20 protein-coding genes and 1 pseudogene are annotated in these 25,753 nt (G+C 70.3%); 11 read left to right on the top strand and 10 right to left on the bottom strand.

Annotated elements, in window-relative coordinates; translation table 11 throughout:
• The first annotated feature begins 94 nt into the window (after nt 1-94).
• Nucleotides 95-2,443, top strand: a complete 2,349-nt coding sequence (locus tag ACYU96_RS16130) for a transglycosylase domain-containing protein (RefSeq protein ID WP_460755645.1) — start codon at nt 95-97, stop codon at nt 2,441-2,443.
• 3 nt (nt 2,444-2,446) lie between these two features.
• Complete coding sequence (locus ACYU96_RS16125) at nt 2,447-3,403, top strand: metallophosphoesterase (protein WP_460755642.1); 957 nt, start codon at nt 2,447-2,449, stop codon at nt 3,401-3,403.
• 830 nt (nt 3,404-4,233) lie between these two features.
• On the opposite strand, the gene ACYU96_RS16120 is transcribed toward ACYU96_RS16125, so the two are convergent.
• Nucleotides 4,234-4,515, bottom strand: a complete 282-nt coding sequence (locus ACYU96_RS16120) for a LysR family transcriptional regulator (RefSeq protein ID WP_460755640.1) — start codon at nt 4,513-4,515, stop codon at nt 4,234-4,236.
• Nucleotides 4,516-4,913: 398 nt separating this feature from the next.
• Between ACYU96_RS16120 and ACYU96_RS16115 the strand changes: the two genes are divergently transcribed.
• Together ACYU96_RS16115 and ACYU96_RS16110 are read left to right on the top strand one after the other, a co-directional pair.
• Nucleotides 4,914-9,287 carry a golvesin C-terminal-like domain-containing protein gene (locus ACYU96_RS16115; protein ID WP_460755637.1) on the top strand — a complete coding sequence of 1,458 codons (4,374 nt, stop codon included), beginning with the start codon at nt 4,914-4,916 and terminating at the stop codon, nt 9,285-9,287.
• Nucleotides 9,274-9,579, top strand: a complete 306-nt coding sequence (locus ACYU96_RS16110) for a hypothetical protein (protein WP_460755634.1) — start codon at nt 9,274-9,276, stop codon at nt 9,577-9,579. The genes ACYU96_RS16115 and ACYU96_RS16110 overlap by 14 nt, the downstream gene beginning before the upstream one ends.
• A 68-nt stretch (nt 9,580-9,647) precedes the next feature.
• Here ACYU96_RS16110 and ACYU96_RS16105 read toward each other — a convergent pair whose 3' ends face one another.
• The 4 genes from ACYU96_RS16105 to ACYU96_RS16090 form a co-directional block, all read right to left on the bottom strand.
• Nucleotides 9,648-10,325: a Crp/Fnr family transcriptional regulator gene (locus ACYU96_RS16105; RefSeq protein WP_307816059.1), complete on the bottom strand. Its 678-nt coding sequence runs from the start codon at nt 10,323-10,325 to the stop codon at nt 9,648-9,650.
• 165 nt (nt 10,326-10,490) lie between these two features.
• Nucleotides 10,491-11,603 (bottom strand): bifunctional 2-methylcitrate synthase/citrate synthase, encoded by a 1,113-nt coding sequence (locus tag ACYU96_RS16100; RefSeq protein WP_460755900.1) that lies wholly within the window; start codon nt 11,601-11,603, stop codon nt 10,491-10,493.
• 90 nt (nt 11,604-11,693) lie between these two features.
• A complete protein-coding gene (gene prpB, locus ACYU96_RS16095; protein WP_460755631.1) occupies nt 11,694-12,617 on the bottom strand; it encodes a methylisocitrate lyase in 924 nt (307 codons plus the stop codon).
• A complete protein-coding gene (locus tag ACYU96_RS16090; RefSeq protein WP_460755629.1) occupies nt 12,617-14,197 on the bottom strand; it encodes an MmgE/PrpD family protein in 1,581 nt (526 codons plus the stop codon). Before ACYU96_RS16090 ends, prpB begins: the two co-directional genes overlap by 1 nt.
• Nucleotides 14,198-14,336: 139 nt before the next feature.
• Here ACYU96_RS16090 and nth point away from each other — a divergent pair, with 139 nt between their 5' ends.
• Entirely contained in the window at nt 14,337-15,077 is a 741-nt protein-coding gene (nth, locus tag ACYU96_RS16085; RefSeq protein WP_460755626.1) for an endonuclease III, read from the top strand.
• Nucleotides 15,078-15,155: 78 nt separating this feature from the next.
• Here nth and ACYU96_RS16080 read toward each other — a convergent pair whose 3' ends face one another.
• Complete coding sequence (locus tag ACYU96_RS16080) at nt 15,156-16,100, bottom strand: alpha/beta fold hydrolase (protein WP_460755623.1); 945 nt, start codon at nt 16,098-16,100, stop codon at nt 15,156-15,158.
• 338 nt (nt 16,101-16,438) lie between these two features.
• Nucleotides 16,439-17,146 (bottom strand): annotated as a pseudogene (locus ACYU96_RS16075) (winged helix-turn-helix transcriptional regulator); the annotation flags it as partial.
• Between the two features lie 171 nt (nt 17,147-17,317).
• On the opposite strand from ACYU96_RS16075, the gene ACYU96_RS16070 reads away from it, so the two are divergent.
• On the top strand, nt 17,318-18,058 hold the full coding sequence (locus ACYU96_RS16070; RefSeq protein WP_460755621.1) for a hypothetical protein: 741 nt from the start codon (nt 17,318-17,320) through the stop codon (nt 18,056-18,058).
• A 60-nt stretch (nt 18,059-18,118) separates the two neighbouring features.
• Here the strand turns inward: ACYU96_RS16070 and ACYU96_RS16065 are convergent, their stop codons facing one another.
• Genes ACYU96_RS16065 through ACYU96_RS16055 form a run of 3 tightly spaced genes read right to left on the bottom strand, consistent with a single transcriptional unit; the run spans nt 18,119 to nt 21,025 of the window.
• Complete coding sequence (locus tag ACYU96_RS16065; protein ID WP_460755618.1) at nt 18,119-19,240, bottom strand: FUSC family protein; 1,122 nt, start codon at nt 19,238-19,240, stop codon at nt 18,119-18,121.
• Nucleotides 19,241-19,253: 13 nt separating this feature from the next.
• The gene (gene ygfZ, locus ACYU96_RS16060) at nt 19,254-20,426 is read right to left on the bottom strand and encodes a CAF17-like 4Fe-4S cluster assembly/insertion protein YgfZ (RefSeq protein WP_460755615.1); all 1,173 of its coding nucleotides are present in this window, start codon (nt 20,424-20,426) and stop codon (nt 19,254-19,256) included.
• A 56-nt stretch (nt 20,427-20,482) separates the two neighbouring features.
• Complete coding sequence (locus tag ACYU96_RS16055; protein WP_460755612.1) at nt 20,483-21,025, bottom strand: heme-binding beta-barrel domain-containing protein; 543 nt, start codon at nt 21,023-21,025, stop codon at nt 20,483-20,485.
• A gap of 134 nt (nt 21,026-21,159) precedes the next feature.
• Between ACYU96_RS16055 and ACYU96_RS16050 the strand changes: the two genes are divergently transcribed.
• The 5 genes from ACYU96_RS16050 (at nt 21,160) to ACYU96_RS16030 (ending at nt 25,696) form a co-directional block, all read left to right on the top strand.
• Nucleotides 21,160-21,531, top strand: a complete 372-nt coding sequence (locus ACYU96_RS16050) for a DsrE family protein (protein ID WP_460755609.1) — start codon at nt 21,160-21,162, stop codon at nt 21,529-21,531.
• Nucleotides 21,532-21,663: 132 nt separating this feature from the next.
• A complete protein-coding gene (locus ACYU96_RS16045) occupies nt 21,664-21,987 on the top strand; it encodes a DUF2516 family protein (RefSeq protein WP_460755897.1) in 324 nt (107 codons plus the stop codon).
• The gene (locus ACYU96_RS16040) at nt 21,981-23,093 is read left to right on the top strand and encodes an asparaginase (RefSeq protein ID WP_460755606.1); all 1,113 of its coding nucleotides are present in this window, start codon (nt 21,981-21,983) and stop codon (nt 23,091-23,093) included. Before ACYU96_RS16045 ends, ACYU96_RS16040 begins: the two co-directional genes overlap by 7 nt.
• Before the next feature lie 42 nt (nt 23,094-23,135).
• On the top strand, nt 23,136-23,561 hold the full coding sequence (dtd, locus tag ACYU96_RS16035) for a D-aminoacyl-tRNA deacylase (RefSeq protein WP_460755603.1): 426 nt from the start codon (nt 23,136-23,138) through the stop codon (nt 23,559-23,561).
• Nucleotides 23,562-23,713: 152 nt separating this feature from the next.
• Entirely contained in the window at nt 23,714-25,696 is a 1,983-nt protein-coding gene (locus tag ACYU96_RS16030) for a LuxR C-terminal-related transcriptional regulator (RefSeq protein ID WP_460755600.1), read from the top strand.
• The last annotated feature ends 57 nt before the right edge of the window (nt 25,697-25,753 follow it).

Genomic DNA, 25,753 nt, shown 5'->3' with positions numbered 1-25,753 from the left:
AGCCCGGACACCGGGCCCGCACCGTACACACGACCCGCACACGGCAGCGCCCTGAGAAGGCCGCATTCTCAGCGTCTCCCACTACCCTGGGCGCATGTCGTCGGCCCATCCTTTGAACTCCGAGCAGCGGCGGATCACGCGCAAGATCCCCGCGACGCAGCTGATCGCCCTGCTCCTCGCCTTCGTCCTCACCGCCGGTGCCGGCGGACTCATCGGTGCCGGGATGCTGATTCCTCTGGCCGCCGGGACGGACACGGCCGTGGACGCCGGCGTGGAGCTGTTCGACGAGGTGCCCGACGAGCTGGAGCTCACGCCGCTCTCGGAGCAGTCCCGCATCTTCGCGAGCGACGGGAAGACGCTGCTGGCCTCCGTCTACGAGCAGAACCGCATCGTGGTGCCGCTCGACAAGATCTCGGAGCCCATGCAGCACGCGGCGGTCGCCATCGAGGACGAGCGCTTCTACGACCACAACGGCGTGGACCCGCAGGGCATCGCCCGCGCCGCCGTGAGCAACGCCTCCGGAGCCGCGCAGCAGGGCGCGTCGACGCTGACGCAGCAGTACGTGAAGAACTCGCTCATCGAGGAAGCGCTCAAGGAGGACGACCCGTTCGGCATCCTCGACGCTCGCGAGGACTCCATCCAGCGCAAGATCCGCGAGGCCAAGCTCTCGATCGCGATCGAGAAGAGGATGAGCAAGGACGAGATCCTCAACGGATACCTGAACGTCGCGCAGTTCGGGGTGAGCGTCTACGGGGTCCAGGTGGCGGCGCAGCGCTACTTCAGCAAGAACGCGTCCGAGCTCAGCATCGTCGAGGCCGCCACGATCGCCGGGATCACGAAGGAACCGAGCCGCTTCGACCCGTTGGCGAACCCGGACACGAACCAGGATCGCCGCAACATCGTCCTGAACAAGATGTACGGGCTCAACTACATCAGCAAGAAGGAGTACGAGAAGGCGAAGGAAACACCGATCGAGGACACGCTCAACCCGCGCAAGCTGCAGCTCGGCTGTGAGGAGGCGCCCGCGGGGTCGGCGTTCTTCTGCGACTATGTCATCAAGGAGTTCCTGCTGAGCGAGAAGTTCGGCAAGACCCGGGACGACCGCTACAACCTGCTCTACCAGGGCGGCCTCGACATCGTGACGACGCTCGACATGAAGAAGCAGAAGGCGGCGGCACGGACCATCAACGAGGTCGTACCGACCACCGATCCGACCGGCCTGGATGCGGCGGTCACCTCCGTGGAACCGGGGACCGGGCAAATTCTCGCGATGGCGCAGAACAAGCCGTACGACGCGGGCGAGGAGCCCGAGCCGCTGCATACGGCGGTGAACTATTCGGCGGACTACCTGCATGGCGGGTCGACGGGGTTCCAGCCTGGATCGAACTTCAAGCCCTTCGTGCTCACGGAGTGGCTACGTACCGGGCACCAGCTGAACGATGTCCTCCCGGCGACCAACGTCTCGTTTCCCCAGAGCGCGTTCTCCGCGGACTGCGAAGGCGCATCGCTCGGGGGAGAGGCCTGGAGCGTGAGCAACGCGGAGGGTGCTTCGAGCAGCTCGATGACGGTGGCGCAGGCCACCTACCAGTCGGTCAACACCGTCTATGCGCGGATGTCGCAGCAGCTCAGTCTCTGCGGGATCCGCAAGTCCGCCTACGACGTCGGCTACCGGCCCACGCTGCAGGGCTATGCCGACGGTGGACGTCCCATCCAGGGCGAAGCGACACCCCGAGACATCGAAGTGGTCGCGCCGATGGCCCTCGGCACCCAGCCGACAACACCGATCTACCAGGCAGCGGCCTACTCCACGTTCGCCTCCGGCGGCACGTACTGCAAGCCGATCGCGATCGCCTCGGTGGAGACGCGTGGCGGCAAGGAGCTGCCCGTGCCCCAGGCAGGCTGCAAGGAGACGCTCGAGCCGAACGTCGCCAACACGGTGGCCTTCGCCATGACCAAGGTGTTCACCGGGGAGCCGTGGGGCACGGGCTGGACGGCCAAGGACAAGTTCGCCGCGACACGTCCTGTTGCCGGCAAGACGGGAACCACGAGCTACGGGTATCAGAGCTGGTTCACGGGGTACACGCCCAACCTCTCCACCTCGGTGTGGGTGGGCAAGGCCCGGGGTGACGAGCCGCACCAGAACATCCTGGTGAACGGTGGAAAGTACAACTACGAGAAGCCGGGGCAGTCGTATCCCTGGCTGTACGGCAGCTCGCTCGCACTTCCCGCCTGGGACATCTACATGACCGAGGCGATGAAGGGCATGCCCGTGGTGAACTTCCCGCCCGCGGACCCGAACCTGGTCGGCCAGGCGCCTGCCCCGCCCAAGGGTGACGACGACTCCGGCGGCGACGGCGACGGCGGCGGCAACGACGGTGGTGGCGGCAACGGTGGTGGCGGCAACGGCGGCAACGGCGGTGGCGGCAACGAGGGGAACGGCTGACCCATGGCCGCTCACACGGCACTGACCACGCTCGCCGCGATCGGTGGTACCGCCGCCGCGGGGATCGCGTACGCGCACCTGGAGTCCAAGCTGTTCACGGTGCGCCGCGCCACGGTGCCGGTCCTGCCGCCCGGGCAGCGCCCGGTCCGGGTGCTGCACCTCAGCGACCTGCACCTGACGCCGTCGCAGCGCACGAAGCAGGAGTGGGTGCGGTCGCTCGCGGACCTGGCGCCCGACGTCGTCGTCAACACGGGTGACAACTTCGGGCACCTGCGCTCCCTCGCGCCGCTGCTCGACGTCCTGGGGCCGCTCATGGAGGTGCCGGGCGCGTTCGTGATGGGCTCGAACGACTACTTCGCACCCGCGTTCAAGAACCCGGCGCGCTACCTCTTGCCGGACGCCCGCGAGCAGCGCGACGACCTCGTCCCGCTGCCCACGGAGTCCCTGGCCAAGTCGTTCCGCGAGGCCGGCTGGGCGGACCTGACGAACCGCCGGGACGCGATCACGCTGCGTGACGGCCGAGTGCTCGACCTGGTGGGTATGGACGACCCGCACCTGGACCGTGATGTCATGCCGGAGCCGCGCATCGGCGCGCACGCCGCGGACACCGAGCCGTCGGCCCAGGACCCGCTGCTGCGCGTCGGCGTCGTTCACGCGCCCTATCAGCGCGTCCTGAACCAGCTCCGGGACGACGGCGTGGACTTCGTCTTCGCCGGCCATACCCACGGCGGGCAGCTCTGCCTGCCGGGCGTCGGCGCCCTGGTGACGAACTGCGACCTGGACCGTGGTCGCGCGTACGGCCTGCACGGCTGGCCGGGCCCGCGTCCGGACGAGGACGGCGGCGAGGGCTCGACCTGGCTCCATGTCTCCGCCGGTGCAGGCACTTCCCCGTACTGGCAGCTCCGCTTCGCCTGCCGCCCGGAAGCCACCCTCCTCACCCTCACGGCCACGGCGAGCTGAAGCGTCGTCGCAGGCGAAGATCGCTCATCGTGGCCTGCACGCGATGAGGAAGATGCCTGTAGTTCGCCGCCTAGAAATTCTCGATCTGCGAACAAAGTCCGAGATCTCTTGATAGCGGATGGCGTCCTTGGATAGGTTGATTCTACCCAAGAGGAGGTGCGTCGATGCCATCTAGTATTCGATCGACTGCGGTGGTGCGAACGCTGTTGGCGTTCGTGCTGGCGTTTGGGATCGGAATTCCACTTCAGGCCGTGTCAACCACGGATCTGGCTTATGCGGCAGGATGCGTAGGCAGTTCGTGTCACCTAAAGTCGCCGACCGGGCAGAACTGCACGGATAACCGCACGATCTCGTCGTTCACGGCCACTCAGGGCGCCGGTTCGGGAACGGTCGTCGAACTACGTTGGTCGACCACTTGCAAGGCCTACTGGGTGCGCGGGTCGAGTCCGGCGGGCGGCTACTATTGCAATAGCGCCGTCAAGCTGAACTGGTACGACTCCAGCAAGCACTACCTTGGGTCTGTCTACCAAGGGATCGGCTGCGGTACCGGTTGGACGAACATGGCTCACAGAGGGAAATACATTAAGTGGTGTAGCGCTTCCTTCAGCGGTACGGCAGCTGAACAATGTTCTGGTTTTAGGCAGACCGCCTGGACGCGGTAGGTCGTTGATCATTAGCGAGGTTCGGCGACGTGGTGTGATGATGTCCCGGTAGACCTGACGGGCTCAGAGCGAGGAAGTGGGGAGGCGTCCGCGGACGCCTCCCCACTTCCTCATCGGCGTCGCAACGAAGGACGCGTGGGGAGGGTCGAGCCTGTCAAACTGAGTCCCTCAGTTTGGTTGTTTGGTCCGGTCTGGGTCGCGCAGTGCCTTGATCGAGTCGTAGGCGCGAAGGATGGCTTGAGCATGCCGGACTACTTCGCGACCGACGTCCGTGGCGGTGAACGTGCCGTTCGCTCGTGTAAACAAGGGTGCTCGGAGGAAGCGTTCGAGGCGCTTGGTGTGGGTGCTGATCGTGCTTGGCGCGCAGTTCTCGGCCCGAGCTGCTCCCGTCGTCGTGCCGTGCTCGTTCACCGCGATCAATGAGCGGAGTTGAGGGATGGTGGGCACCATGGCTCCTTGCCGTCTTGGCGCGGACTTGACGAATCCGCCACGGATCTGTGTGCTCAAATCGTCACAGAGCGACCATTCGGTAGGCAAGGCGCTTCGCGGGTGAAATCAACGATCGTTCGGCCAGATGGTCTGGTGTATGGCTGAGCTGGTCGAAGTGGTCAGGGTGACTTCGCAGGTTTTTCATGATCCATAAAATGTGTCGGTCATGCCTGTCTGGTGCGATGAAGCTCGGCTAGCGTCCGGGCTTGTCCGTGTTTGTTACCCAGACCAGGGTAGGTGCCGACATGCGCTCTCCCAATCCTTTGCCATCCCGGGGCCGAGTGGCGTGGCCGGCCCCCTGGACTCCGCGACGACGGGCCATCGGGGGAGTGGCTGGTGCGCTGGCGACCCTCGCGCTGGTGGCCGCAGGCCTCACTCCCGCTACGGCAGCCGACGACGCGCCTGGCACCTCCGGACAGGGTCAGGCGGCTGGCGAGTCAGAGCCAGTACAGGTCGAGGAACTCCTGCGTGCGGTGCCGGAGGCAGAGCGTGCCGAGGTGTTGCCGCGGGGCTGGGCGTCGTCGGACGACGTGGCGTGGGCGACGGTGGGCGACCATCACGGGTTTCATGTGCTGACGGCGTCGGCGTCGTCGGGGTACGAGTGGGGGGTGACCGTCACGCTGTCCGAGCCGGGCATCGAGACCGACGAGTGGGTCGGCAATGCGTGTGTGACGTCCTCGGGCCGGTACGCGGTAGTGGTGTATGCGCCGCGGTCGTTCGTGAACGACCCTGACCTGTTCGACCGCGGGGGACTGGCTGCGATCGTGGATCTGGCTTCGGGTGAGGCGACCAAGCTGGCTGTAACGGCTTCTCTGGCGTACTTCAATCCGGGCTGTGGGGCGGATGATCGGGCGGTGATCACCGCTGCTCGGGCTGCTGACGATCGTGGTGACACGCACTTGGTCACGGTTGATGCCGATCGAGGTCGGATCGATCACCAGGTGACGTTGACGGGACAGATCACCTCTGCAATCCCGCTGTCCAGCAGCGTCTCGGTGGCGGCCACCGGCTCGTATATCTCGCGCATCGGTTCGGAGGGCGACGTGGTGCCGCTCGCAGCGGCTGGATCGACGCCGTACTCATTGACGCTCGATCGCCAAGGTGGCCTGAGTTTCATGGCCGCCCCACGCCCGCAGGGCGGCCGGCATGTCGCGGCCTCTCCGCGGCGGCCGATGCCTTCGACGAATGTCGATAGCGCTCCGCCTTCTGGCGCTCGGACTGCCGATGATGTACCCGGCTCGGAGGAGGATCTGGTGGCAGCGTCGCGTCTGTCGAGGGACCAGCTCAGGTCGACTCCTGACACGGAACTTGAACGTGCCCGGGTGTTTGCGCGCGGCCCCTTGCACGGAATGGGGCTGGAACCCTTGGCGCACAGCAAAGGCACCCTGGTCGGTGACAGCGAAGTGCTCGGTGATATGCCGCCGGGGATGACCCGCCGACCGCAGGTCGCTTCCGGCGTGCGCGTGAACGGATCCACCCGTGGGAAGGTCTTTCTCAGTAAGGTCGGGTGGAACGATCAGAGCAGTTCTCGCATGTTCAAGCCTGCGGAAGGGGAGTCTGGCTCCATGCGGCACAGTCGGATTGCTGATCCGGAACTGCCACGCCAGGCACGTCTGACGATGCAGGTCCCGGCCAGAGAGGCAAGCAGGGACCTGGGTGTGGTCCTGGATGCTGACGCTACGGACACGCAAACCGTTGAGGGGGCCAGGCGGACGCCTCAGGAAGAAGTAGCCCTCGCCACGGGGAGCGAGTTGTCCCCGGCGCTCGGCACATCAGCCACCGCGGGCATGGTGTCCGAGGAGCTGGTGGATGGTCCGGAACGGGGATGTGCGGTCACGCGTGGCGACCCGCGGTTGCAGGCGATGCAGCCGCGTCCGCGGCAGGTGGAGTGGGCGGTGGATCAACTAGTCCAAGGAACCCTGGATCATGCGTTCTACCCTGAAGGGCGTGACCAATGGCGTACCCGAGTAGATATGCCCCAGTACGTCCCCAGCGATCTCGTCCCGCTGCCCGCCCTCGCCGGACCAGGCACGGTGGCCGATATCCCGCCGCAGATCCTCCTGGGAATCGCGATGAGCGAGTCGAACATGCAGCAGGCTGCTCGTAGCGCTGTGCCCGGTGTCACGGGCAATCCGTTGATCGGGAACTACTGGGGAGTGACCGATTCTTGGGACATCGCCTTCGCTGACGTGGACTGCGGGTACGGGGTCATGCAAGTCACCGACGGCATGGAACTCGGCGACAACCGTGATACGGGCGAGCAGAACGCGATCGCGGTCGATTACGTCGCGAACATCCAGGCCGGCGCAGCGATCCTGATCGAGAAGTGGAACCAGACCTACAACGCGGGCATGCTCCTCCACGACGGAAATCCCCGCAGGGTCGAGAACTGGTTCTACGCTCTCTGGGCCTACAACAGCGGCTTCTACAGCGAAGCCGATGCCGACGAAAACCTGGGCGCGTGGGGCTTGGGCTGGCACAACAACCCTGCCAACCCGAAGTACCCGTATGACAGGCACCCGTTCCTGAACCGGAACACGTTCGACGACGGCCGCACCCCGAACCTATGGCCCTACCCCGAACGCAGTATCGGGTTCGCCGCCTGGTCCAGCGAACTCATCGACGGCGTCGGCACTACCGCAGTAGGTTTCCGACCTGCGCAATGGACCCATGACACCTTCAAGGAAGGTGTTGATACCGGATCCGGCACATGGGACTACTCCATGAGCCCGAAGCCGCCGCTGGACCTTTTCTGTGACGAAACCAACGAGTGCGACAAGGGCCACGTCGGGGACGTCTACACTCCACCAGGTGCGCCCGAGGTTCCGGGGCCCTGCTACAGCGAATCCGGGGACATCTACGACTACCACTGCTGGTATCACGAGCCAGCCAGCTGGAAAGACGGCTGCGCACCAGCCGACGGAGCGAATACTACCTGTGGGCTCGGTTTCATCCGGTTCCCGGGTGTCTGGAGCGGCGACGAAGACCCATACGAGGATGGCACCCAGACCAACCCGCACAGCAACGCCTATGACGAGGAAGAGAACCAGCGCTCCTACTCGCCCAACTGCTCCCAGACGGGGTCGGCAACGACGAACAACGCTCCGCCCAACTCCTGGATTGTGGACGACGTACCCGACGGGGTTCCGTCGGTGAAGCAGTGTGCCCGTTCGTCGAGCGACGGAACCTTCACCTGGCGATTCAACCAAGCCTCCGATGGCAGCTTCCCACCCAAGAAAGATATCCACCAGATCGGCGCCGGCTGGCAAGGTCACTTCTACTTCAGCCACACTCGCACGGGTGAAGAAGGCGGAACCGGTGAGCGGCTCCGAGCCGAAGGAACCTGGACGCTCGGACACTCCTACGACGGCTGGATGCGTATCGCCGTCCACCTCCCTGACCACGGGGCCCACACCCAGCAAGCCCACTACGAGATTGACCTCAATGGAGACGGCGCCGTCGACCGCGACCGCTACATCAACCAGCGCCGCATGGCCAACAACTGGGTATCGCTAGGGTCATACCGCGTTACCGGAACTCCCCGCGTGGCGTTATCGAACATCACCGCCGACGGTGAAGGCACACAAGACGTCGCCTGGGATGCTGTCGCGTTCCAGCCGCTCGCTCAAGAGCCGGTCGATGTCGCCGTCCTCGGCGACTCTTATGCCGCTGGTGAAGGCACTGGGTTCGCTGCCGAATCTGGCTCGGCGGGGTACTACCCCGAGACAAACATTGGGGCAGAATACAAGGGGACCGAAGACAGCGATTGGCAGAACTCGTGTCGCCGTAGCCCGGATGCGTGGGCGCGGAAGCTTGCGATCCCGGGAGTGACAAACTACTCTGGCGAGGCTGCCGATTCGTGGAGTGAAGAACTTGAACTGGGGTTCGTCGCCTGTTCCGGGGCTCGAACTGTTGACCTCGCTGATGAGGACTGGAGTCTCACGCCGAATGTGCCTTGGTTTACGCCACAGCTTGGCGAGAAGCCGGGACGGCCTCAGTATGGTGAAGTCCGGCAGACCCAGTCCGGCGTCCTCAGTGAGGATACCGATTATGTCCTTCTGACGATTGGGGGCAACGACGGTGGCCTCTTTGCAGGGATCGTCAAGAACTGCGTCTACGAGAAATACGCCTCTCCAGATAGCTGGGCGCAGTGTGCGGGTCAGCAGCCCCTCGTCGGCGCTCAAGCCTTTGTGTCCGATCATACGATCCCACGGATCGAAGAAGTGATCCTCGACATTAGTTCCCGGGCGCCGAATGCGACGGTTGTTCTCGGGACCTACCCAATGCTCTTCGACAATGAAGGTGTTACTGAGGAAATTCCGTGCTCGCTGATGAGCGCGACCGAGGTCGATGCGGTGAGGGCAGTTCAAAGAAAATTTCGAGAGGAGCTAGAGTATTCTGCTCTGGAGCTGCGTAATCTATTGAGTATCGATATCCGTGCTGCGTTCGTCGAAGAGTACTTTGAAGCTGACGGACCGCATCATGCGTGCACTGACCCATCCGAGCGTTGGATAAATTCCCTCGTCTTCACTAAGCAAGGCGACGGTGATCCGGCCGACCCGACAAGCATGGCGAGCGTCCATCCGAACGACCTCGGAGTCGTCGCATACGCTGACGCGTTCTCATGTGTGCTCTTCCTGGAACCAGATGCCCCAAGTAGCCAATGTATCCCCGAATCGAACGCTGCGGCCGGGAACTCAAATGAATCCGGAGCCCTCCATGGCACACCCTGACCCGGAGAAGCGCCGAAAGCTGTGGGCGATCGTCGCAGCGGCCGGTGTCGCTGGGCTGGTCGCCCTGCCCGTCGCAGCGATCGCCCTCGGTGTTGCCTCGGAATCATCGGGTTGTTTCATCACCTGCACCGACTCGGCACCGGGTACAGCCGTCACGCTTGCGGTCATCGGGCTCGTGCTTGCGGCTGTTCCAGTAGTGGTCGGCATTTCTATCTGGCGCTCCTCATGGCGTGCTGCGGCGATCGGATTCAGCATCCTGGCTGCCGTTTGGGCGTTGGCGCTCGTCTGGTAGGGCAAGCGGGGAACAACTGTGGCGCCAGCCCAGGAGGGCTGGCGCCACGAGTGCCCGGCGGTCGGTTTTCAGCGCGCCCGCCGCTCCAGCCGGTCCATGTCGAGCAGCACGACGGCGCGCCCCTCGCGCCGGACCCACCCGCGCGTAGCGAAGTCCGCCAGGGCCTTGTTCACGGTCTCGCGGGAGGCGCCGACCAGCTGGGCCAGCTCCTCCTGCGTGAGGTCGTGGGCCACGCGGACGCCGTCGTCGTTGGGCTCGCCGAACCGGGTCGAGAGGTCCAGCAGCGCCTTGGCGACACGGCCCGGGACGTCGGAGAAGACCAGGTCCGCCAGCGTCTCGTTGGTGCGGCGCAGGCGCCGTGCGAGTGCGCCGAGCAGCTGCATCGAGACGGTCGGGTGCTCGCCGATCCACTTCACCAGCGCGTCGTGCCGCAGCTCGTACACCAGCGCGTCCGAGACCGACGACGCCGACGCCGTGCGCGGGCCCGGGTCGAAGAGCGACAGCTCGCCGAACATCTCGCCCGGCCCCAGGATCGACAACAGGTTCTCGCGGCCGTCGGCAGAACGCCGACCGAGCTTGATCTTGCCAGACGCGATGACGTAGAGCCGGTCACCGGGTTCGCCCTCGCGAAAGAGGACGTCGCCACGAACCAGGTCCACCGGGACCATCGACTCGAAGAGCGCGCGGGACTCACCGCTCTCCATGTCCGCGAACAGGGGTGCTGAGAGTACGACCTCGTCGTCCACCAGTGGTGTCCTCACTCCTCGGGGACTGGGACCTCGCGCGCGGTGATCGCCGCGCGCGACGTCCCGAAGTCCGTGTGTTGTTTCTAGTGACCAGTGTGCCGCACGATCCGCGAAATCCCGCGACCGACGCGTGTCGTCGTGTGTCGTGCGGCGGCACGGCGCAGGTCAGGGGACCTGCCGCTCCTCCGGCCCGTTGTACTCGCACACCGGACGGATCAGGGCGTTCGACGCACGCTGCTCCATGATGTGCGCGGTCCAGCCCGTGATGCGCGAAGCGACGAACAGCGGCGTGAAGATGTTGGTGTCGAAGCCCATCAGGTGGTAGGCCGGGCCGGCCGGGTAGTCGAGGTTGGGCTTGATGTTCTTGCGCTCGCCCATCGCCTGCTCGAGCGTGTCGTACAGGTCGAGCACCTCGGGCGTGCCGTAGTGCTCCACCATCCGCGCGAGCACGGCCCGCATGGTCGGCACGCGCGAGTCGCCCTTCTTGTACACCCGGTGTCCGAAGCCCATGATCTTGCGCTTCGTCGCGAGGGCGTCGTCGAGCCACGCCACCGCCTTGTCAGCGGTACCGATCTCCTCGAACGTCTCCTGCACCGCCTCGTTCGCGCCGCCGTGCAGCGGGCCCTTGAGGGCACCGATCGCACCGGTCACGGCCGAGTGCAGGTCCGCGAGCGTGGAGGTGATGACGCGCGCCGTGAACGTCGACGCGTTGAACGAGTGCTCCGCGTACAGCACCATCGACGCCTCGAACGCCTTCACGACGGCCGGTTCCGCCTCCTCGCCGAACGCCATCCACAGGAAGTTCGCCGAGTAGCCCAGGTCGTCGCGCGGCGGCACGAACTCCTGGCCCCGCCGTCGGCGCTGGTCCAGCGCCACCACGGCCGGCAGGACCGCCCAGAGCCGCAGCGCCTTGCCGAGCTCGGCCTCCACGGACGAGTCCTCGGCCTGCGGGTCGTGCGCGCCGAGGATCGACACCGCGGTGCGGCACACGTCCATCGGATGGCAGTCGTCCGGCAGCTCCAGGATCGCCGCCCGGATGTTCTCGGGCAGGCCGCGGGCCGCGCGCTCGGCGGACGTCTGCTCCTCGAGCTGCGCGGGCGTGGGGAGGTCGCCGTGCCAGAGCAGGTACGCGACCTCCTCGAAGCTCGTGCGCGCGGCCAGCTCCTGCACCGGATACCCGCGGTAGAGCAGGGAGTTGGTCTCGGGGTTCACCTTGGAGATCGCACTGTGGTCGGCCACGACACCGGCCAGGCCCTTGCGGATCTCGCTCGTGGGGATTGCGGTCATCATTCACTCCTTCGTGAGGTTCTCCGTCGGCCGGGCCGCCGGGCCCCGGTCAGGGTCCCGGCAGGTCCGCCCGGCGTGCGGTCAGTGCTGGTTGTTCTGTCCCGGCTCGTACGTGAAGACCGTCGAGTCGAAGTGGTTGTAGCCCGCGTAGTCGACCAGCTCGTACAGCCGCGTCCGCGTCTGCATCTCGTCGACGACGGCGGTCTGGGTGCCCTGCACGCTCAGTGTCTCCAGCGCACGCTCGGCCGCGCCCATCGCCATCCGCAGCAGGGTCACCGGGTAGATCACGATGCGCGCCCCGGCGTCGCCGAGCTGCTGCACGGTGAACAGCTCCGACTTGCCGAACTCGGTCATGTTCGCGAGCACCGGCACGTCGAGGGCGGAGGCCACGGCCTCGAACTCGGACAGGTCCTGCATGGCCTCGGGGAAGATCGCGTCGGCACCGGCGTCGGCCAGAGCCTTGGCCCGGTCGATCGCGAGCCTCAGCCCGCGCTCGCCCGGCTCGGTGCCGCGCACGTCGGTGCGGGCCATGAGGAGGAAGCCGGGGTCGCGGCGGCCGTCGACGGCGGCCCGCACGCGGCGCACCGCCTCGCTGAGCTCCACGACCTCCTTGCCGTCCAGGTGGCCGCAGCGCTTGGGGTTCACCTGGTCCTCGAGGTGCATCCCTGCGACGCCGGCGTCCTCCATCGTCTGCACCGTGCGTGCGACGTTCATCGGCTCGCCGAACCCGGTGTCCGCGTCGACCAGCGTGGGCAGGTCGGTGACCCGGGCGATCTGGCCCGCCCGCCCGGACACCTCGGACAGGGTGGTGAGCCCGATGTCAGGCAGCCCGAGATCCGCGGACAGGACGGCGCCGGACACGTACACGCCGTCGAACCCCTTGTCCTCGATCAGGCGCGCGGACAGGGGGTTGAACGCGCCGGGAAGGCGCAGGATCTCGCCCGAGGCGAGCGCCTCGCGCAAGGCGCGGCGCTTGGCGGCGGGCGTGACGCGGCTGAACAGCATCAGCTCGCCTCCGCGCCGCGTACGGGACCGGTCGTGGCCTCCGCCATCGGGGTCCCGGCGAGGTCGAACAGGCCGCGCGGGGCCTCGGTGTCGTCGAGCAGGCCCGGACGGGCGACGATCGTCAGCTCGCGGACCTCGGCCGGCGTGAGCTCCGGCAGACGTTCGGCCAGGTCGAGGAAGCGCGCGACCTCGGCCTCCACCAGGACACCCTCGGCCAGGGTGCGGAACTTGGCCACGTAGTTCTCGCGGGCGAACGGCCGGGCGCCGAGCGGGTGCGCGTCGGCGACGGCGATCTCGCGGGTCACGGTCTCGCCCGACGTCGTGGTGATCTCCACGCGGCCGCCGAACGCCTTCTCGGCCGGGTCGGTGGAGTGGTAGCGGCGCGTCCACTCCGGGTCCTCGGTGGTGGTGACCTTGTGCCACAGCGCGACGGTGTCGGCCCGCTGCGCGCGCTCCGGCGCGTACGAGTCCACGTGGTGCCAGCCGCCGTCCTGCAGCGCGACCGTGAAGATGTACGGGACGGAGTGGTCCAGCGTCTCGCGGGACGCGGTCGGGTCGTACTTCTGCGGGTCGTTCGCGCCGGAGCCGATCACGTGGTGCGTGTGGTGGCTCGTGTGCAGCACGATCGAGGCGATGCTCGCCGGGTCGCGCAGGTCGGGCCGCTCGTTGCCGAGCGCGCGGGCCAGGTCGATGATCGCCTGCGCCTGGTACTCGGCCGAGTGCTCCTTGGTGTAAGTGTCGAGGATTCCGGTGCGGGGCTCGCCCGCGGCCGGCAGGACGACGTCGTACCTCGCGTCCGGGCCGTCCAGCAGCCACGCGACCACGCCGTCCTCACCCTCGTAGATCGGCTCGGGAGAGGTCTGGCCGCGCATCGCCCGGTCGACCGCCTCGACGGCCAGCTTGCCCGCGAACGCGGGCGCGTGCGCCTTCCAGGTGGAGATCTGGCCCTTGCGGGACTGGCGGGTGGCCGTCGTGGTGTGCAAAGCCTGGCCGATCGCCTGGAACACGGTCTCGGTGTCGAGGCCCAGCATCGTGCCGATGCCGGCGGCGGCACTCGGGCCCAGGTGCGCGACGTGGTCGATCTTGTGCTTGTGCAGGCTGATCGCCTTGACCAGGTCCACCTGGATCTCGTAGCCGGTGACGATGCCGCGCAGCAGGGCGGCGCCGTCCGCGCCGGCGTGCTGCGCGACGGCGAGGACCGGCGGGATGTTGTCGCCCGGGTGGGAGTACTCGGCGGCCAGGAACGTGTCGTGGAAGTCGAGCTCGCGCACGGCGACACCGTTCGCCCAGGCAGCCCACTCGGGGCTGTGGCTGCGGTCCGCCGGCAGGCCGAACACGGTCGACCCCGGGCTGTAGGGGTGGGCGACGGCCTGGGCCCGGGCCGCGACGGCGGGCCCCCGGGTCAGGCTGGCCGCCGCGACGGCCGTGTTGTCGATGACGCGGTTGATGACCATGTCGACGACCTCGGGCGTCGGCGCGACCGGGTCGGTCGCGAGCTCGGCCAGCTTCCAGGCCAGCTGCCCGGAGCGTTCGAGGTTCTCCGCGCTCTTGTAGACGCGGAGGTGATGGGTCTTCGGCATTCTGTGCTCTCCCGATACGACGTCGTAGCGTCGTCCAGCCTATGCCGTGAACCTGGCACGACAGTTCCTGCAACCCCACGGAAATTTTCGCAAACTTCGCGTCCGCGGATGAGGGCCGTCGGGCGCTAGTCTGGCGGGCGTGACGTCGTCGGACACCGCCAGCCTGCCGGACAGCACCCCGACCGGGGAGAGCCGGCTCACCCTCGTGCGCCGGGCACGGCGCATCGACCGGGTGCTCGCCGAGACCTACCCGGACGCGCGCGCCGAGCTGGACTTCACCACGCCGCTGGAGCTGCTGGTCGCCACCGTCCTGAGCGCGCAGACCACCGACGTGCGGGTCAATGCCGCGACGCCCGAGCTGTTCGCGAGATACCCGGACGCCGCCGCGTACGCCGGGGCCGACCCCGACGAGCTGGAGGAGATGCTCCGGCCGCTCGGGTTCTTCCGGTCGAAGGCGAAGGCGGTCATGGGGCTCGGCGCGGCGCTGGTCGAGCGGTTCGGCGGCGAGGTCCCGGGGCGTCTGACGGACCTGGTGACCCTGCCGGGCGTGGGGCGCAAGACGGCCAACGTGGTGCTGGGCAACGCGTTCGGGGTCCCCGGGATCACGGTCGACACGCACTTCGGGCGGCTGGCGCGACGCCTCGGCCTCACCACCGAGGAGGACCCGGTGAAGGTCGAGCACGCGGTCGGGGAGCTCTTCCCGCGCAAGGACTGGACGATGCTCAGCCACCACCTGGTGTGGCACGGCAGGCGGGTCTGCCACGCGAAGCGGCCGGCCTGCGGTGCCTGTCCGGTGGCCCGCTGGTGCCCGTCGTCGGGCACCGGCGAGCAGGACCCGGTCGCCGCGGCCCGGCTGGTCCGCACCTCGGGGCCGCGCTGATCACCACCGGGAGCGGAGCGCCGGCCGAGGCGTTTCTGCCCGCCCGGCGCTGCCGGGCGAGGGCGTCGGGCGGGGGCGTCAGGCGAGGCGGACGTCTGCCAGCCAGGCCAGGAGGATCTCCGTGACCTCCGCCGGGGCCTCCTCCGGGAGGAAGTGCCCCGCGCCGGGGACGACGTCGTACCGGTAGTCCCGCACCAGGCGGGCCGCGTCGAGGTCGGCGGTCTCCGGCCGCACCAGGCCGTCCAGGGCCCCGTGGACCTGGAGCGCCGGGACGCTCAGCGGGCGCCGCACGGCCCCGCGCAGCCGGTGCCCGGACGCGCGCGACGCCGAGCGCACCGCCCACCGGAGCGCCTCCATCGCGGAGTGCGCCGCGAACGGGATGCGGACGACGTCGCGGTAGAGGCCGACGTCGTCACGAGCGAACGGGACCGCTGCGCCGTGCGCGAGGACACGGGCGACGAGGCCTCCCTCGGTCAGCCCTCGCTCCGGGAGCGTAGGGAGCTGGTAGAAGGCGAGATGCCGCAGCGCGACGGGCGTGAGCGCGGCCCGCCCGGGGACGACGACGCGCGCGGGGTGCGGCGCCCCCAGCGCCGCGACGCCCGCCACGACCTCCGGATGCAGCGCCGCCACAGCCCAGGCCAGCACACCGCCCGTGCCGTGCCCGGCCACCACCGCCCGATCGCGCCCGAGCGACCGGACCACGCCGGCGACGTCGGCCGCGCGGGCCAGGACGTCGTACCCGCCCGGCGGCTTGTCCGACGCGCCCGAGCCCCGCACGTCCATCGCGGCCACCCGGTATCCGGCCTCGGCCAGCGCGGGGATCTGGTGCCGCCACGCCCACCAGAACTGCGGGAACCCGTGCAGGAGCACGACCAGCGGCGCGAGGCGGTCCGCAGGGCCGGCGAGCGCGACATGGAACCGCGACCCGCCCGAGGCGACCATCTCGTGCCGCCACGGTCCTTCGGGCAGCGCGACGTCGATATCGCTCGGTGGAGCGGCCGGAACCCGGGACGCCGTGGTCACCCTCCGAACCTACGCGCAGAACGGCGGGCCCGCGGGGTGAGCCCTCGTGGGCCCCGCAGGCCCGCGGGGGAGGCGCTGCGCTCAGCGACGGACCTGCGGGCGCGGCACCGCGCTCACCTCGCGGCCGCGAGGACCGACGTCCCCGCGCGGGCCGCGAGGTCCACCGTGTTTCCGACTGCTCACCGGCCGGACTGCGGGGTTGTGCGCGGTGCGGGGCGTCCGGCCGCCGGGGCGGGCTTCGTCTCCGCGGTCGGATCCGTGGTGGTGGCAGTGGTCGTGGTGGCGGGGCCGTCGTCGATGCTTGTGGTCGTGGCGGGGTCCTCGGCGGGCGGCTCGGCCGCCGCAGGCTCGTCCTCGGGTTCGGGCGTGCGCTCCTTGGGCGGGTCGAACCGGTAGCCGACGTTGCGCACGGTGCCGATGAGCTGCTCGTGCTCCGGACCGAGCTTGGCGCGCAGGCGCCGCACGTGGACGTCCACCGTGCGGGTCCCGCCGTAGTAGTCGTAGCCCCAGACCTCCTGGAGGAGCTGGGCGCGCGTGAAGACGCGGCCGGGGTGCTGCACCAGGTACTTGAGGAGCTCGAACTCCTTGTAGGTCAGATCGATCGGACGGCCGCGCAGCCGCGCGGTGTAGCCGCCGGCGTCGATCGCCAGCTCTCCCGCGGCGATCTCCTGCTGCGACTCCTCGGCCGGGCCGTGCGCCGACCGTTCGATGACGAGGCGCAGGCGTGCCTCGACCTCGGCCGGGGACGCGGTCTCCAGCAGCAGGTCGTCGGTACCCCACTCGTGCGTGACGACCGTCAGGCCGCCCTCGGTGAGGACCAGCACGAGCGGGACCGTGAGCCCCGTGGCGTGCAGCAGACGGCAGGTGGTGCGGGCCGCGACGAGGTCACGGCGCGCGTCCAGCAGAACGACATCGGCGTCCGGAGCGTCCACGAGGGCGGACGGCTCCATCGGCAGCACACGGGCACGATGCGACAGGAGCCCCAGGGCTGGGAGCACGTCAGCCGATCCGCCGTTGGCGGGTGTGAGGATCAACAGCTCTGCCATCGACGTACCTCCTCTCGCCGGTCAGGCTCTGCGGAAGTCTGCCTTGTTGCTTGTTGCGTGCATGTTACACGCCCTTTTCTTGGACACGATCGTGCGGGTCGTGCCCTGTGACCGGGTGGTGAAGCGGGTGTTGCGTCCTTCCGGGCCCGGCGATCTGGAACACTCTGGACCGTGTCTGTGTCATCCCGTGCCGTGACGACCGCCGTGCTCGCCGCGGCCGTGGCCGCCGCAGCGTACGTCGAGCCCCGCCCGCTGGCCCTCGCCGCCATGGCCGGGCTCCTGGTCGTGCTGGTCTCGCTCGGCTGGCCCCGGATGCTGCGCCTCCCCGCGCCGGGCGGCTCCCTGCTCGTGGTCCTGCTCGCCGGTCTCGGCGCGACGGCGGCCACCTGGTACACGGTGAGCGAGCCCGTGCTGCGGCACCTGCCCACGATTCTCGCCGTGTCGATCGTGCTGGCGTTCCTGTCCGAGATGATGCGCCGCGACGGGCGCCGGCACCTCACGGAGTCGTTGACGGGGACGGTGACCGGGATCGTCGTCGCCGTGTGCGCCGCCGGCTGGGTGGCCGTCGCGCGGACCGAGGCCGGGGCGATGCTCGTGGCGACCGCCGCGTTCGCGCTGGCCATCGCCGCCGCATCGGCGGCGCTGCCCCTGAAGGGGTGGCGGGCGCTCGCGATGGCGGTCGTGGCGGCGGTCGTGACGGGGGCCGGGGTGGCGACGGTGCTGTCAGGCATGGACACCGTCAGCGGGGCCTGGACGGGCGCCGTGGCAGGCATCGTGGTCGGTGGCCTGCACCTGCTGCTCGAACGGCTGCCGGCGCTGCGCGGCAGGCTCGCCGGTCTCGCGGCGGCGACGGTGCCGGTCGCCGTGACCGGAATGTTCGTGTTCGTGGTCGGGCGGCTGGTGATCCTGTAGACCGCGCCGCGTAGGGCGCGGCTCGACGTCGTAGCAGTCCAGCGCCGGAACGGCACCCGCCTACAGCTCCGGGAGGGTCTCGCGCGCTTCTTCCGGGCCGGCGCCCGCCGCCTCCAGGATGTCCACGAGCGGCGAGCGCAGCAGCATCACCAGCGACTGCACCTGCCAGTCCCCGGAGCCGACGGCGTGCGGGTCGGCCAGCGCCGTCGCGTCCGCCAGCACGTTCCGCGCGTGCTCGCCCGAGCCGCCACGGCCGACGTCGGACGCGAGCAGCCGGACGCCCGCGGCGAACCGTTCGACGCGGTCGGCGACGGGGTTCAGGTCGTGCGGCTCCTCCGCGCCCACGACGGCCGCCGTGCGCCGCGCGAGCACGCGCACGGACCGCATCGCCCGGTCGGTGAGCACCGCCTGCTCCTCGAGGCGGCCCAGCTCTTCCCGGTGGCGGCGGCCCACGCTCATGCGGGCCAGGTCACTGGCGCTGCGGGCGGCGGTCTGCCACTCCTCCAGCACCGGTTCGGACGCCCGGCCGCGCACGAGGGCGGCGCGCGCGTCGGAGGCGTCGCGCTCGCGCATCCCGCGGGCGAGCCCTTCCAGGGTTTCGCCCAGCTCGGTCAGCGCTCGCTCGCCGAGCGCCCGGGGCCGGCGCCGAGTGTCGCCAGGCGCGAGCACCGCGACCAGGAGCGCGACGGCTCCGCCGACCAGCGCGTCCGTCCAGCGCCCGAGCGGCCCGCCCGAGAACGCCGGCAGGCCCACCACGATGATCGCCTGCGCCCCGGCCTGCATGACCAGCAGCGGCCCGGAGTCGATGAAGCGCGCCAGCACCGCGGAGGTGAACAGCACGACCGTGAGCTGCCACCAGCCGGACCCGATGAGGTGCACGATCAGGTCTCCCATGCCCACGCCGACCGCGACCCCCACCGCCATCTCCGCGACCCGGCGCAGGTCGCGCTGCGCCGAGAATCCCAGGCAGAGCCAGGCGGCGACGGGCGCGAAGAACGGCTGCTCGTGCCCGAGCAGCCGCGTGGCGATCAGGAACGCCAGCCCCGCCGCGGCGGCGGCCTGGCCGATCGGGATGAGCCCGGACCGCACCCGCGTCCAGCCCTGCCGCACCCGCGTACGCAGCAGCAGGAGGCGCAGCGCCCGCTGCACCATGGCGTCCGCGGGACCGGGCAGCGCGCTCAAGGCCGTCGCTGCGTCACAGCAGTCCGTCGCCCCCGCGCAGGCCGGGGGTGAGCTTCCCGCGCGACTCCGGACGATCTGCCGAGAAGCCCTCGCCGGGGACCACGGTCTCCTGCGCCGCGGCCACCTCGACGACCTGGCCGCCGGCCTCCGAGACGACCAGCAGCCCGGCGTCCTCGGGCACGCTGCGCTTCAGCACGGCCAGGCCGACCGGCCCCAGCTCGTGGTGCCGCGCGACGGAGGTCAACCGCCCGACCACCTTGCCCGGCGTGCCGCCGGCGGTCTCGTCCGCCGTGCCCTCGGGCCGCAGGCGCACCTCGGCGCCGGGCTCGGGGATCACGTGACCCGAACCGTCCAGGTGCAGGAACGCGAGCCGGCGCGGCGGCCGGCCGAGGTTGTGCACGCGTGCGATGGTCTCCTGCCCCCGGTAGCAGCCCTTCGCCAGGTGCACGGCGGTGCGCAGCCAGTCGAGCTCGTGCGGGATCGCCCGCTCGTCGACCTCGCGCCCGAGCCGCGGCCGCCAGGCCTCGACGCGCAGCGCCTCGGTCGCCCAGGTGCCGGCGAGCCGCCAGCCCGCCGCCTCACGGGCCGCGACCTCGTCCGCGAGCGACTCGGCGGGTACCAGCACGAGCCGCCAGGCCCGGTCCGCCCCGGGGTGCTCGTCCTCGGGCGGGCCGTACCGCGTGCCGCCGCCGACCACGTGCGGCCAGGTGTCGTTCCAGGTGATGGGCTCGTCGTCGGTGCCCTCGGCGTCGACCGCCTCGCCGATCGCGGCGTACCGGCCGGTCAGGTCCTCGATCTCGACGCGCATCATGAACTTCATGCGCTCGAGCCAGGCCGCGAGGCCGGGCGCGGAGTCGTGCTCGGTGATCAGCCAGGTGGCCTCGCCGTCGTCGACGACGCCGGCAGCGTGCTCCACGTGGCCCTGCGGCGAGAGGACGAACAGCTCGGTGGACCGGCGCGGCCGCAGGTGCTCGAGGTCCTGCGAGGTGATCGAGTGCAGCCAGCTCAGCCGGTCCGGTCCGGCGACGCGCACGATGCCGAGGTGCGACTGGTCGACGACGGCGCCGCCGCGTTGCAGGGCGCGCTGCTCGGCCACGGGGTCGCCGTAGTGCCAGGCGACTCCTTCGTCGGGTCCGGTCGCCGCGACGGCGCCCGATCGTTGCAGCAGGGGGCTCGTAGAAGTCACGTCGTTCACCTTCTCCACAGCGCCCGGGCGGGGGCGCGCATTCCCGCGGTCATGCCTTATTGCCTGTCCAGCTCGCCCGAGGCGTAGGAGCGGAGCGGCTCACCGAACGCGGCCAGCTCCTCGACCCACATCAGGCGGCCCTCGACCAGGCCGTACAGGCGCTTGGATGCGCGCACGTCGCTCGACGTCGACGTGCGCGCGATCGCGTCGCTCGCCAGGTCGATGCGGCCCTCGCCCGCGGCGCCGACGTACAGCGTCATGCGGCCCGCGGCGTCCGCGACGACCACCTCGAGCGCGTGCCGCTCCTCGCCGAGCCCGTCCGGGCGGTCGGAGGAGACCCGCCAGTAGCCGGTCTCGGTGGACCACACGACGTCCTCGGCGGGCGTGCCGGCGGCGTCCGCCGGGGCGCCGTCCGCGACACGGAGCGTCGACTCGAAGCGGAGGTACGGACCGCCGTCGTGGTCGAACGTGAGCACCTGCGTGAACTGCTTCTTGCCGATCGCCGGGTGGTCGATGACGCCGCTGCCGCTCCAGGTACCCGCCAGCCAGGCCAGCGGGTACACCTCGGGCGCGAGGCCTTCGGGGAAGGCGAAGGGCATCAGCGCTGGCCGGAGAAGAGCTTGTAGACCGTGTACCCGGCGAACCAGGTGATGGTCAGGACGGCGGCCACGAGGAGGCCGATGAACACGCCTTCGAGCGCCTGGTAGTCATGCATGGTGCGATCCTAACCACCATGACCCCTGCGCACCGTCCGCTCGTGATCAAGACCACCGCAGGTCTCGACCGGCCCGAGACCGTCAACCAGGCGTTCACGGTCGCCGCGGCGGCGGTGGCCGCCGGGGCCGAGGTGAGCCTGTGGCTCGCGGGCGAGGCGTCGTGGCTCGCCGTGCCCGGCCGGGCCGCCGAGCTGGAGCTGGAGCACGCCGCTCCGCTGCCCGACCTGCTGGACGTGATCCTCGGCGCGGGCACGGTCACGCTCTGCACGCAGTGCGCGGCGCGGCGCGAGATCGGGCCCGACGGCGTCGTGCCGGGCATCCGGATCGCCGGCTCCCCGGTCTTCGTCGAGGAGATCCTGCGCCCGGACGCCCAGGCCCTCGTGTACTGATCTGCCCGGCCGCCGGCCCGGGCCACGCCGCGACCTCCGCCGCAGCGCTGCCGGAAGTGGTCCCGTGCGGTCGTGCCACCTCGGGGTGGGAGGTACTGCCCCGGCAGGGTGCTGCCGTAGGCTCGGTGCGTGATGTTCTCCCCGCAAGGACTCGTGACGCTGATCATCGGCTGGGGCGTCCTCATCGCGCTCGTCATCGCGATCCTCGACGCTGCCCGGCGGCCCTCCCACGGCTACAAGAGCGAGGGCAAGCTCGACAAGACGAAGTGGATGCTGATCCTCGGGTTCGCCGGGGTCGTCGCACTGCTGGGCGCGCTGAACATGATCGGGGTCTTCCTCAATCTGGTCGCCGTCGTCCCCGCCGCCATCTACTGGGTGGACGTGCGCCCGCGGCTCCTGCGGTACGGCACGGGCAGCGGCCCGCAGCGCCCGGGCGGGAACACCGGCGGATGGTGACGCGCTCCCAGGCGCCGTCGTCGGACCCGGGGACGGCCACGGACGACGTCGCGGGTGCGGGGCCGGCGGCGGGCCCGCACCCGTCGCCGGGGACGAGCACGGTCACCGGCCCTCGCACCGTGGCCGACGACGCGGCGCCGCTGGCGCACGTCCTGCGGGGCGGGATCGTGGAGTCCGTCCACCTCGGCCACCTCGTGGTGCTCGGCCCCGACGGGGCGGTGCGGCTCGCGATCGGCGACCCGGACGTGGTGATCTGGCCGCGGTCGTCGCTCAAGCCGGTCCAGGCGCTCGCGATGCTGGACCACGGCCTCGACGTGCCGGACCCCCTGCTCGCGCTGGTCGCGGCGAGCCACAACGGCGAGCCCTTCCACCGTGCGGGCGTGCGGGAGATCCTCGGCCGCGCCGGGCTCACCCCTGTCGACCTGCGGAACACGCCCGACATGCCGCTGCACGCGCCGTCGGCGTTCGCATGGCAGATGGCGGACCACGTCGAGGAGGGTGACGGTCCGGGCCCCGCGCCGGTCGCGCAGAACTGCTCCGGCAAGCACGCGGGGATGCTCGCCACCTGTGTGGCGGCCGGCTGGTCGCGGGAGGACTATCTCGACGTCGACCACCCGTTGCAGGTGGCGGTCCGCGCGCGGATCGTGGCGCTCACCGGTGCCGAGCCGGACGCCGTCACCGTCGACGGCTGCGGCGCGCCCCTGTTCAGCAGCACGTTGTCGGGGCTGGCGCGGGCCTTCGGGCGGATCGCCGGCGCGGCCGACGGTCCGGAGGCGCGGCTGGCACGGGCGATGAACGCCCACCCCGAGATGGTCGGCGGCGACGGCCGTGAGGCCACGTTCGCGATGCGCGCGGTCCCGGGGCTCGTCGCGAAGGACGGGGCCGACGGCGTCTACGGCGCGGGCCTGCCGGACGGCTCGGCCGTCGCGTTCAAGGTGCTCGACGGCGGTCCCCGGCCGCGGCCCGCGATCCTGGCCGCCGCGCTCCGCGTGGCCGGTGCGGGAGACGTGCCGGGCGCGAGTCTGCCCGCCCTGCTCGCACTGGGCGAGACCCCTGTCCTGGGCGGCGGCCACCCGGTAGGCCACGTGTCGGTGCCCTTCGCATAACCACCACCGCCCCACCTCGGGGTGCCTCCTAGGATCGGGTGCATGAGAGCCGTGGTTCAGCGTGTGACGCGCGCCAGCGTGAGCGTCGAAGGCGAGTGTGTCGGTACGATCGACCGGCCCGGCCTCCTGGCTCTGGTCGGCGCTACGCACGACGACGGGGCCGAGCAGGTCGCCACCATCGCCCGCAAGATCGCCGAGCTGCGCATCCTGCGCGACGAGCGCTCCGCCACCGACGCCGGCGCGCCCGTCCTCGTGGTCAGCCAGTTCACGCTGTACGGGGACGCGCGCAAGGGACGGCGCCCCACCTGGAGCGCCGCAGCCCCGGGTCCGGTCGCGGAGCCGCTGGTCGACGCCGTCGTCGACGATCTGCGCGGGCGCGGGCTCGAGGTGGCCACCGGCCGCTTCGGAGCGGACATGACGGTCGAGCTCGTCAACGACGGGCCCGTGACGATCCTGCTGGAGGCATGACACACTCGGCCACCATGTCTGCGCCCGGGCACCTGAGAGGTCTTTCACCCGGGTGAAATATATGAAGTGCATACTTGTTCCTGCCGTGAACAAAACCGGGAGGCGTTCCGATGGCGTCCGCCACATCTGCCCGTACGGAAGAGTCCACGACCTTGACGCGGAGGCGCAATGTCGCGCCCCACGTCTCGGTCACGTTGTCCGATCTGGTCGAAGGAGACCGCCAGGCTCGAGCCGAGCTCGAGAACATACTCAACACCGAGCACCTGACCGGTGCCTCCCTGCTCCCGGACCCGCTGCCCGCGGTCCCGGCAGCCAGGGCCGCTCATCCGGACCTCGTCGACCTCGACGAGGGCACCCGGCGCATCCTGCTCACCGCATCGGTCGCCGTGATCGACCGGCCCGAGGTGCTGCTCGCCGCGGCCCGGGCCGGCATCGACGACCTCGTCGCGGGGCCCGCCGGAGTCCACCTGCACCTGGTGGGCGGCCGGTTCTCGTTCCGTGACCAGCGCGTCCGTCAGATCGTGCACCACGACGCCGACCTGGCCGCCCGCACCGCGGTGCACGCCGCGATAGCGAACGTCCTGCGCGTCTCGGGCCGGGTCGAGGTGGCTCTCTGGCACACGGCGCTGAGCACGATGGAAGGTGACGCCCTGCTCGCCGACGGCCTCGTCGAGCTCGCGGAGCGGCATCTGTCCTGCGGCGACACCATCCGCGCGCTCGAGGTGGCCCGTGAGGCCGCGAGCCAGGGCATCGGCGCCTCGCACCGGCGGGCCTGTGACGTCGCGAGCCGGGCGGCTCTCCTGGGCGGCCACGTCCACGACGCCGTGGAGTTCGCTCGGCAGGCGGACGATGCCAGCGCTGTCCTGACCGTGGCGCTCGCGCTCCGCGACGGGGACACCAACCCGGGGCTGGCGGAGGTGGTCGGGTCCGGGCACGATCGCGCCGCGCTGCGCGCCGCGGTCCGGGCGCTCGCGGTCGTGCACGAGAGCGCGGACAAGGCCGCGGCCATCCTCGCCGACGTGCTGCCCGACGTCGCCCCGGTGCGCCAGGGCGGCTGCTGGTTCGAGAGCCCCGGCCGGGCGACGCCGCTGGTCGAGGCGCACCTGCGGGTGGTGCAGGCCTTGGTCACCATGCGCTCCGGCGAGCTCGACCGGGCGGCCGAGGTGCTCGACGACGCCGTGCGCCGTCTGCCCGTCGCCCTCGCGTTCGGCGGGCTCGGGGTCGCCCTCGCGCGCCGGATCGACCTGGTGCGCACCGGCAGCGTGAGCTCCACGACGGAGGCCCTGGAGGCCTCGTCCGTGGGTGCCAGCGCGGGGGTCGTCCGCGCGGCCCAGCTCGGCGACCGGGCCGTCGAGGCTGCGCGGGCCGGGCACGACGTGCAGGCGGCGACGTTCCTCGGGCTCTCCGAGGAGCGGGGCGGCGCGGAGCTGCGTGCCTGGTGGCTGCCGACCCCCGACCCGACCGAGCTCTTCGTCCGCGCCGGCCAGCAGCGCTCGGCCCGGCGGCACCTGGCGCAGCTGCGGTCGGCGGCGCTGGGCCCGGCGTCGCGCGCCGCACCGCTGCGGGTCAAGCTCGACCTGGCGCGGGCCGAGGTGGCGCTGGCCGAGCCGAGCGCGCTGCAGCGCGCGGCGGAACGCGCGGTGGAGGTGTCGCAGACCGTCGCGTCGACGTTCGAGCGGGGCCTGACCGAGGTGGTGATCGCGCGGGCGCTGGAGCGGCACGGGCGCGACTCCGACGCGGCCGCGCACCTCATGGCGGCGCGGGCCTTGTTCGCGGAGTCCGGAGCGGTGGCGTTCCTGCCCGACCGGCGGTCGTCGGGCGACCACCGGGCGGTCGAGAAGCGGGCCGAGAGCGTCACGGCCGAGAACGTGACGCGGCTCGACGTCGAGCGCCAGGAGCGTGAGGCCCGGGCTGCCGAGAACGTTTCCGACCGGTTCGCGCACTGGAGCGAGCTGCTCACGGAACGGGAGCTCGACGTGGCCCGGCTCGTCGCGCAGGGCCGCACGAACCGTCAGGTCGCCGAGCAGCTGTACGTGTCGGTGCGGACGGTCGAGGTGCACCTGGGCCGGGTGTTCCGCAAGCTCGGTGTCCGTTCCCGCACGGAGCTCGCGGTCCTGGCCTACCGGACCGCCTGATCGGCCGAACTGTACGGGGTTTCCCGTATGGCGGCCGGGATTCCTCCCCCGCCATTG

It is taken from the genome of Myceligenerans cantabricum (assembly GCF_054777735.1).
This window is presented reverse-complemented; position numbering and strand designations above follow the sequence as displayed.

Coding starts and splice junctions, on each gene's coding strand:
- ACYU96_RS16125 (WP_460755642.1), top strand. CDS start 2,447: ATGGCCGCTCACACGGCACTGACCACGCTCGCCGCGATCGGTGGTACC.
- ACYU96_RS16045 (WP_460755897.1), top strand. CDS start 21,664: ATGTTCTCCCCGCAAGGACTCGTGACGCTGATCATCGGCTGGGGCGTC.
- ACYU96_RS16130 (WP_460755645.1), top strand. CDS start 95: ATGTCGTCGGCCCATCCTTTGAACTCCGAGCAGCGGCGGATCACGCGC.
- ACYU96_RS16090 (WP_460755629.1), bottom strand. CDS start 14,197: ATGCCGAAGACCCATCACCTCCGCGTCTACAAGAGCGCGGAGAACCTC.
- ACYU96_RS16055 (WP_460755612.1), bottom strand. CDS start 21,025: ATGCCCTTCGCCTTCCCCGAAGGCCTCGCGCCCGAGGTGTACCCGCTG.
- dtd (WP_460755603.1), top strand. CDS start 23,136: ATGAGAGCCGTGGTTCAGCGTGTGACGCGCGCCAGCGTGAGCGTCGAA.
- ACYU96_RS16120 (WP_460755640.1), bottom strand. CDS start 4,515: ATGGTGCCCACCATCCCTCAACTCCGCTCATTGATCGCGGTGAACGAG.
- prpB (WP_460755631.1), bottom strand. CDS start 12,617: ATGCTGTTCAGCCGCGTCACGCCCGCCGCCAAGCGCCGCGCCTTGCGC.
- ACYU96_RS16050 (WP_460755609.1), top strand. CDS start 21,160: ATGACCCCTGCGCACCGTCCGCTCGTGATCAAGACCACCGCAGGTCTC.
- ACYU96_RS16110 (WP_460755634.1), top strand. CDS start 9,274: ATGGCACACCCTGACCCGGAGAAGCGCCGAAAGCTGTGGGCGATCGTC.
- ACYU96_RS16040 (WP_460755606.1), top strand. CDS start 21,981: ATGGTGACGCGCTCCCAGGCGCCGTCGTCGGACCCGGGGACGGCCACG.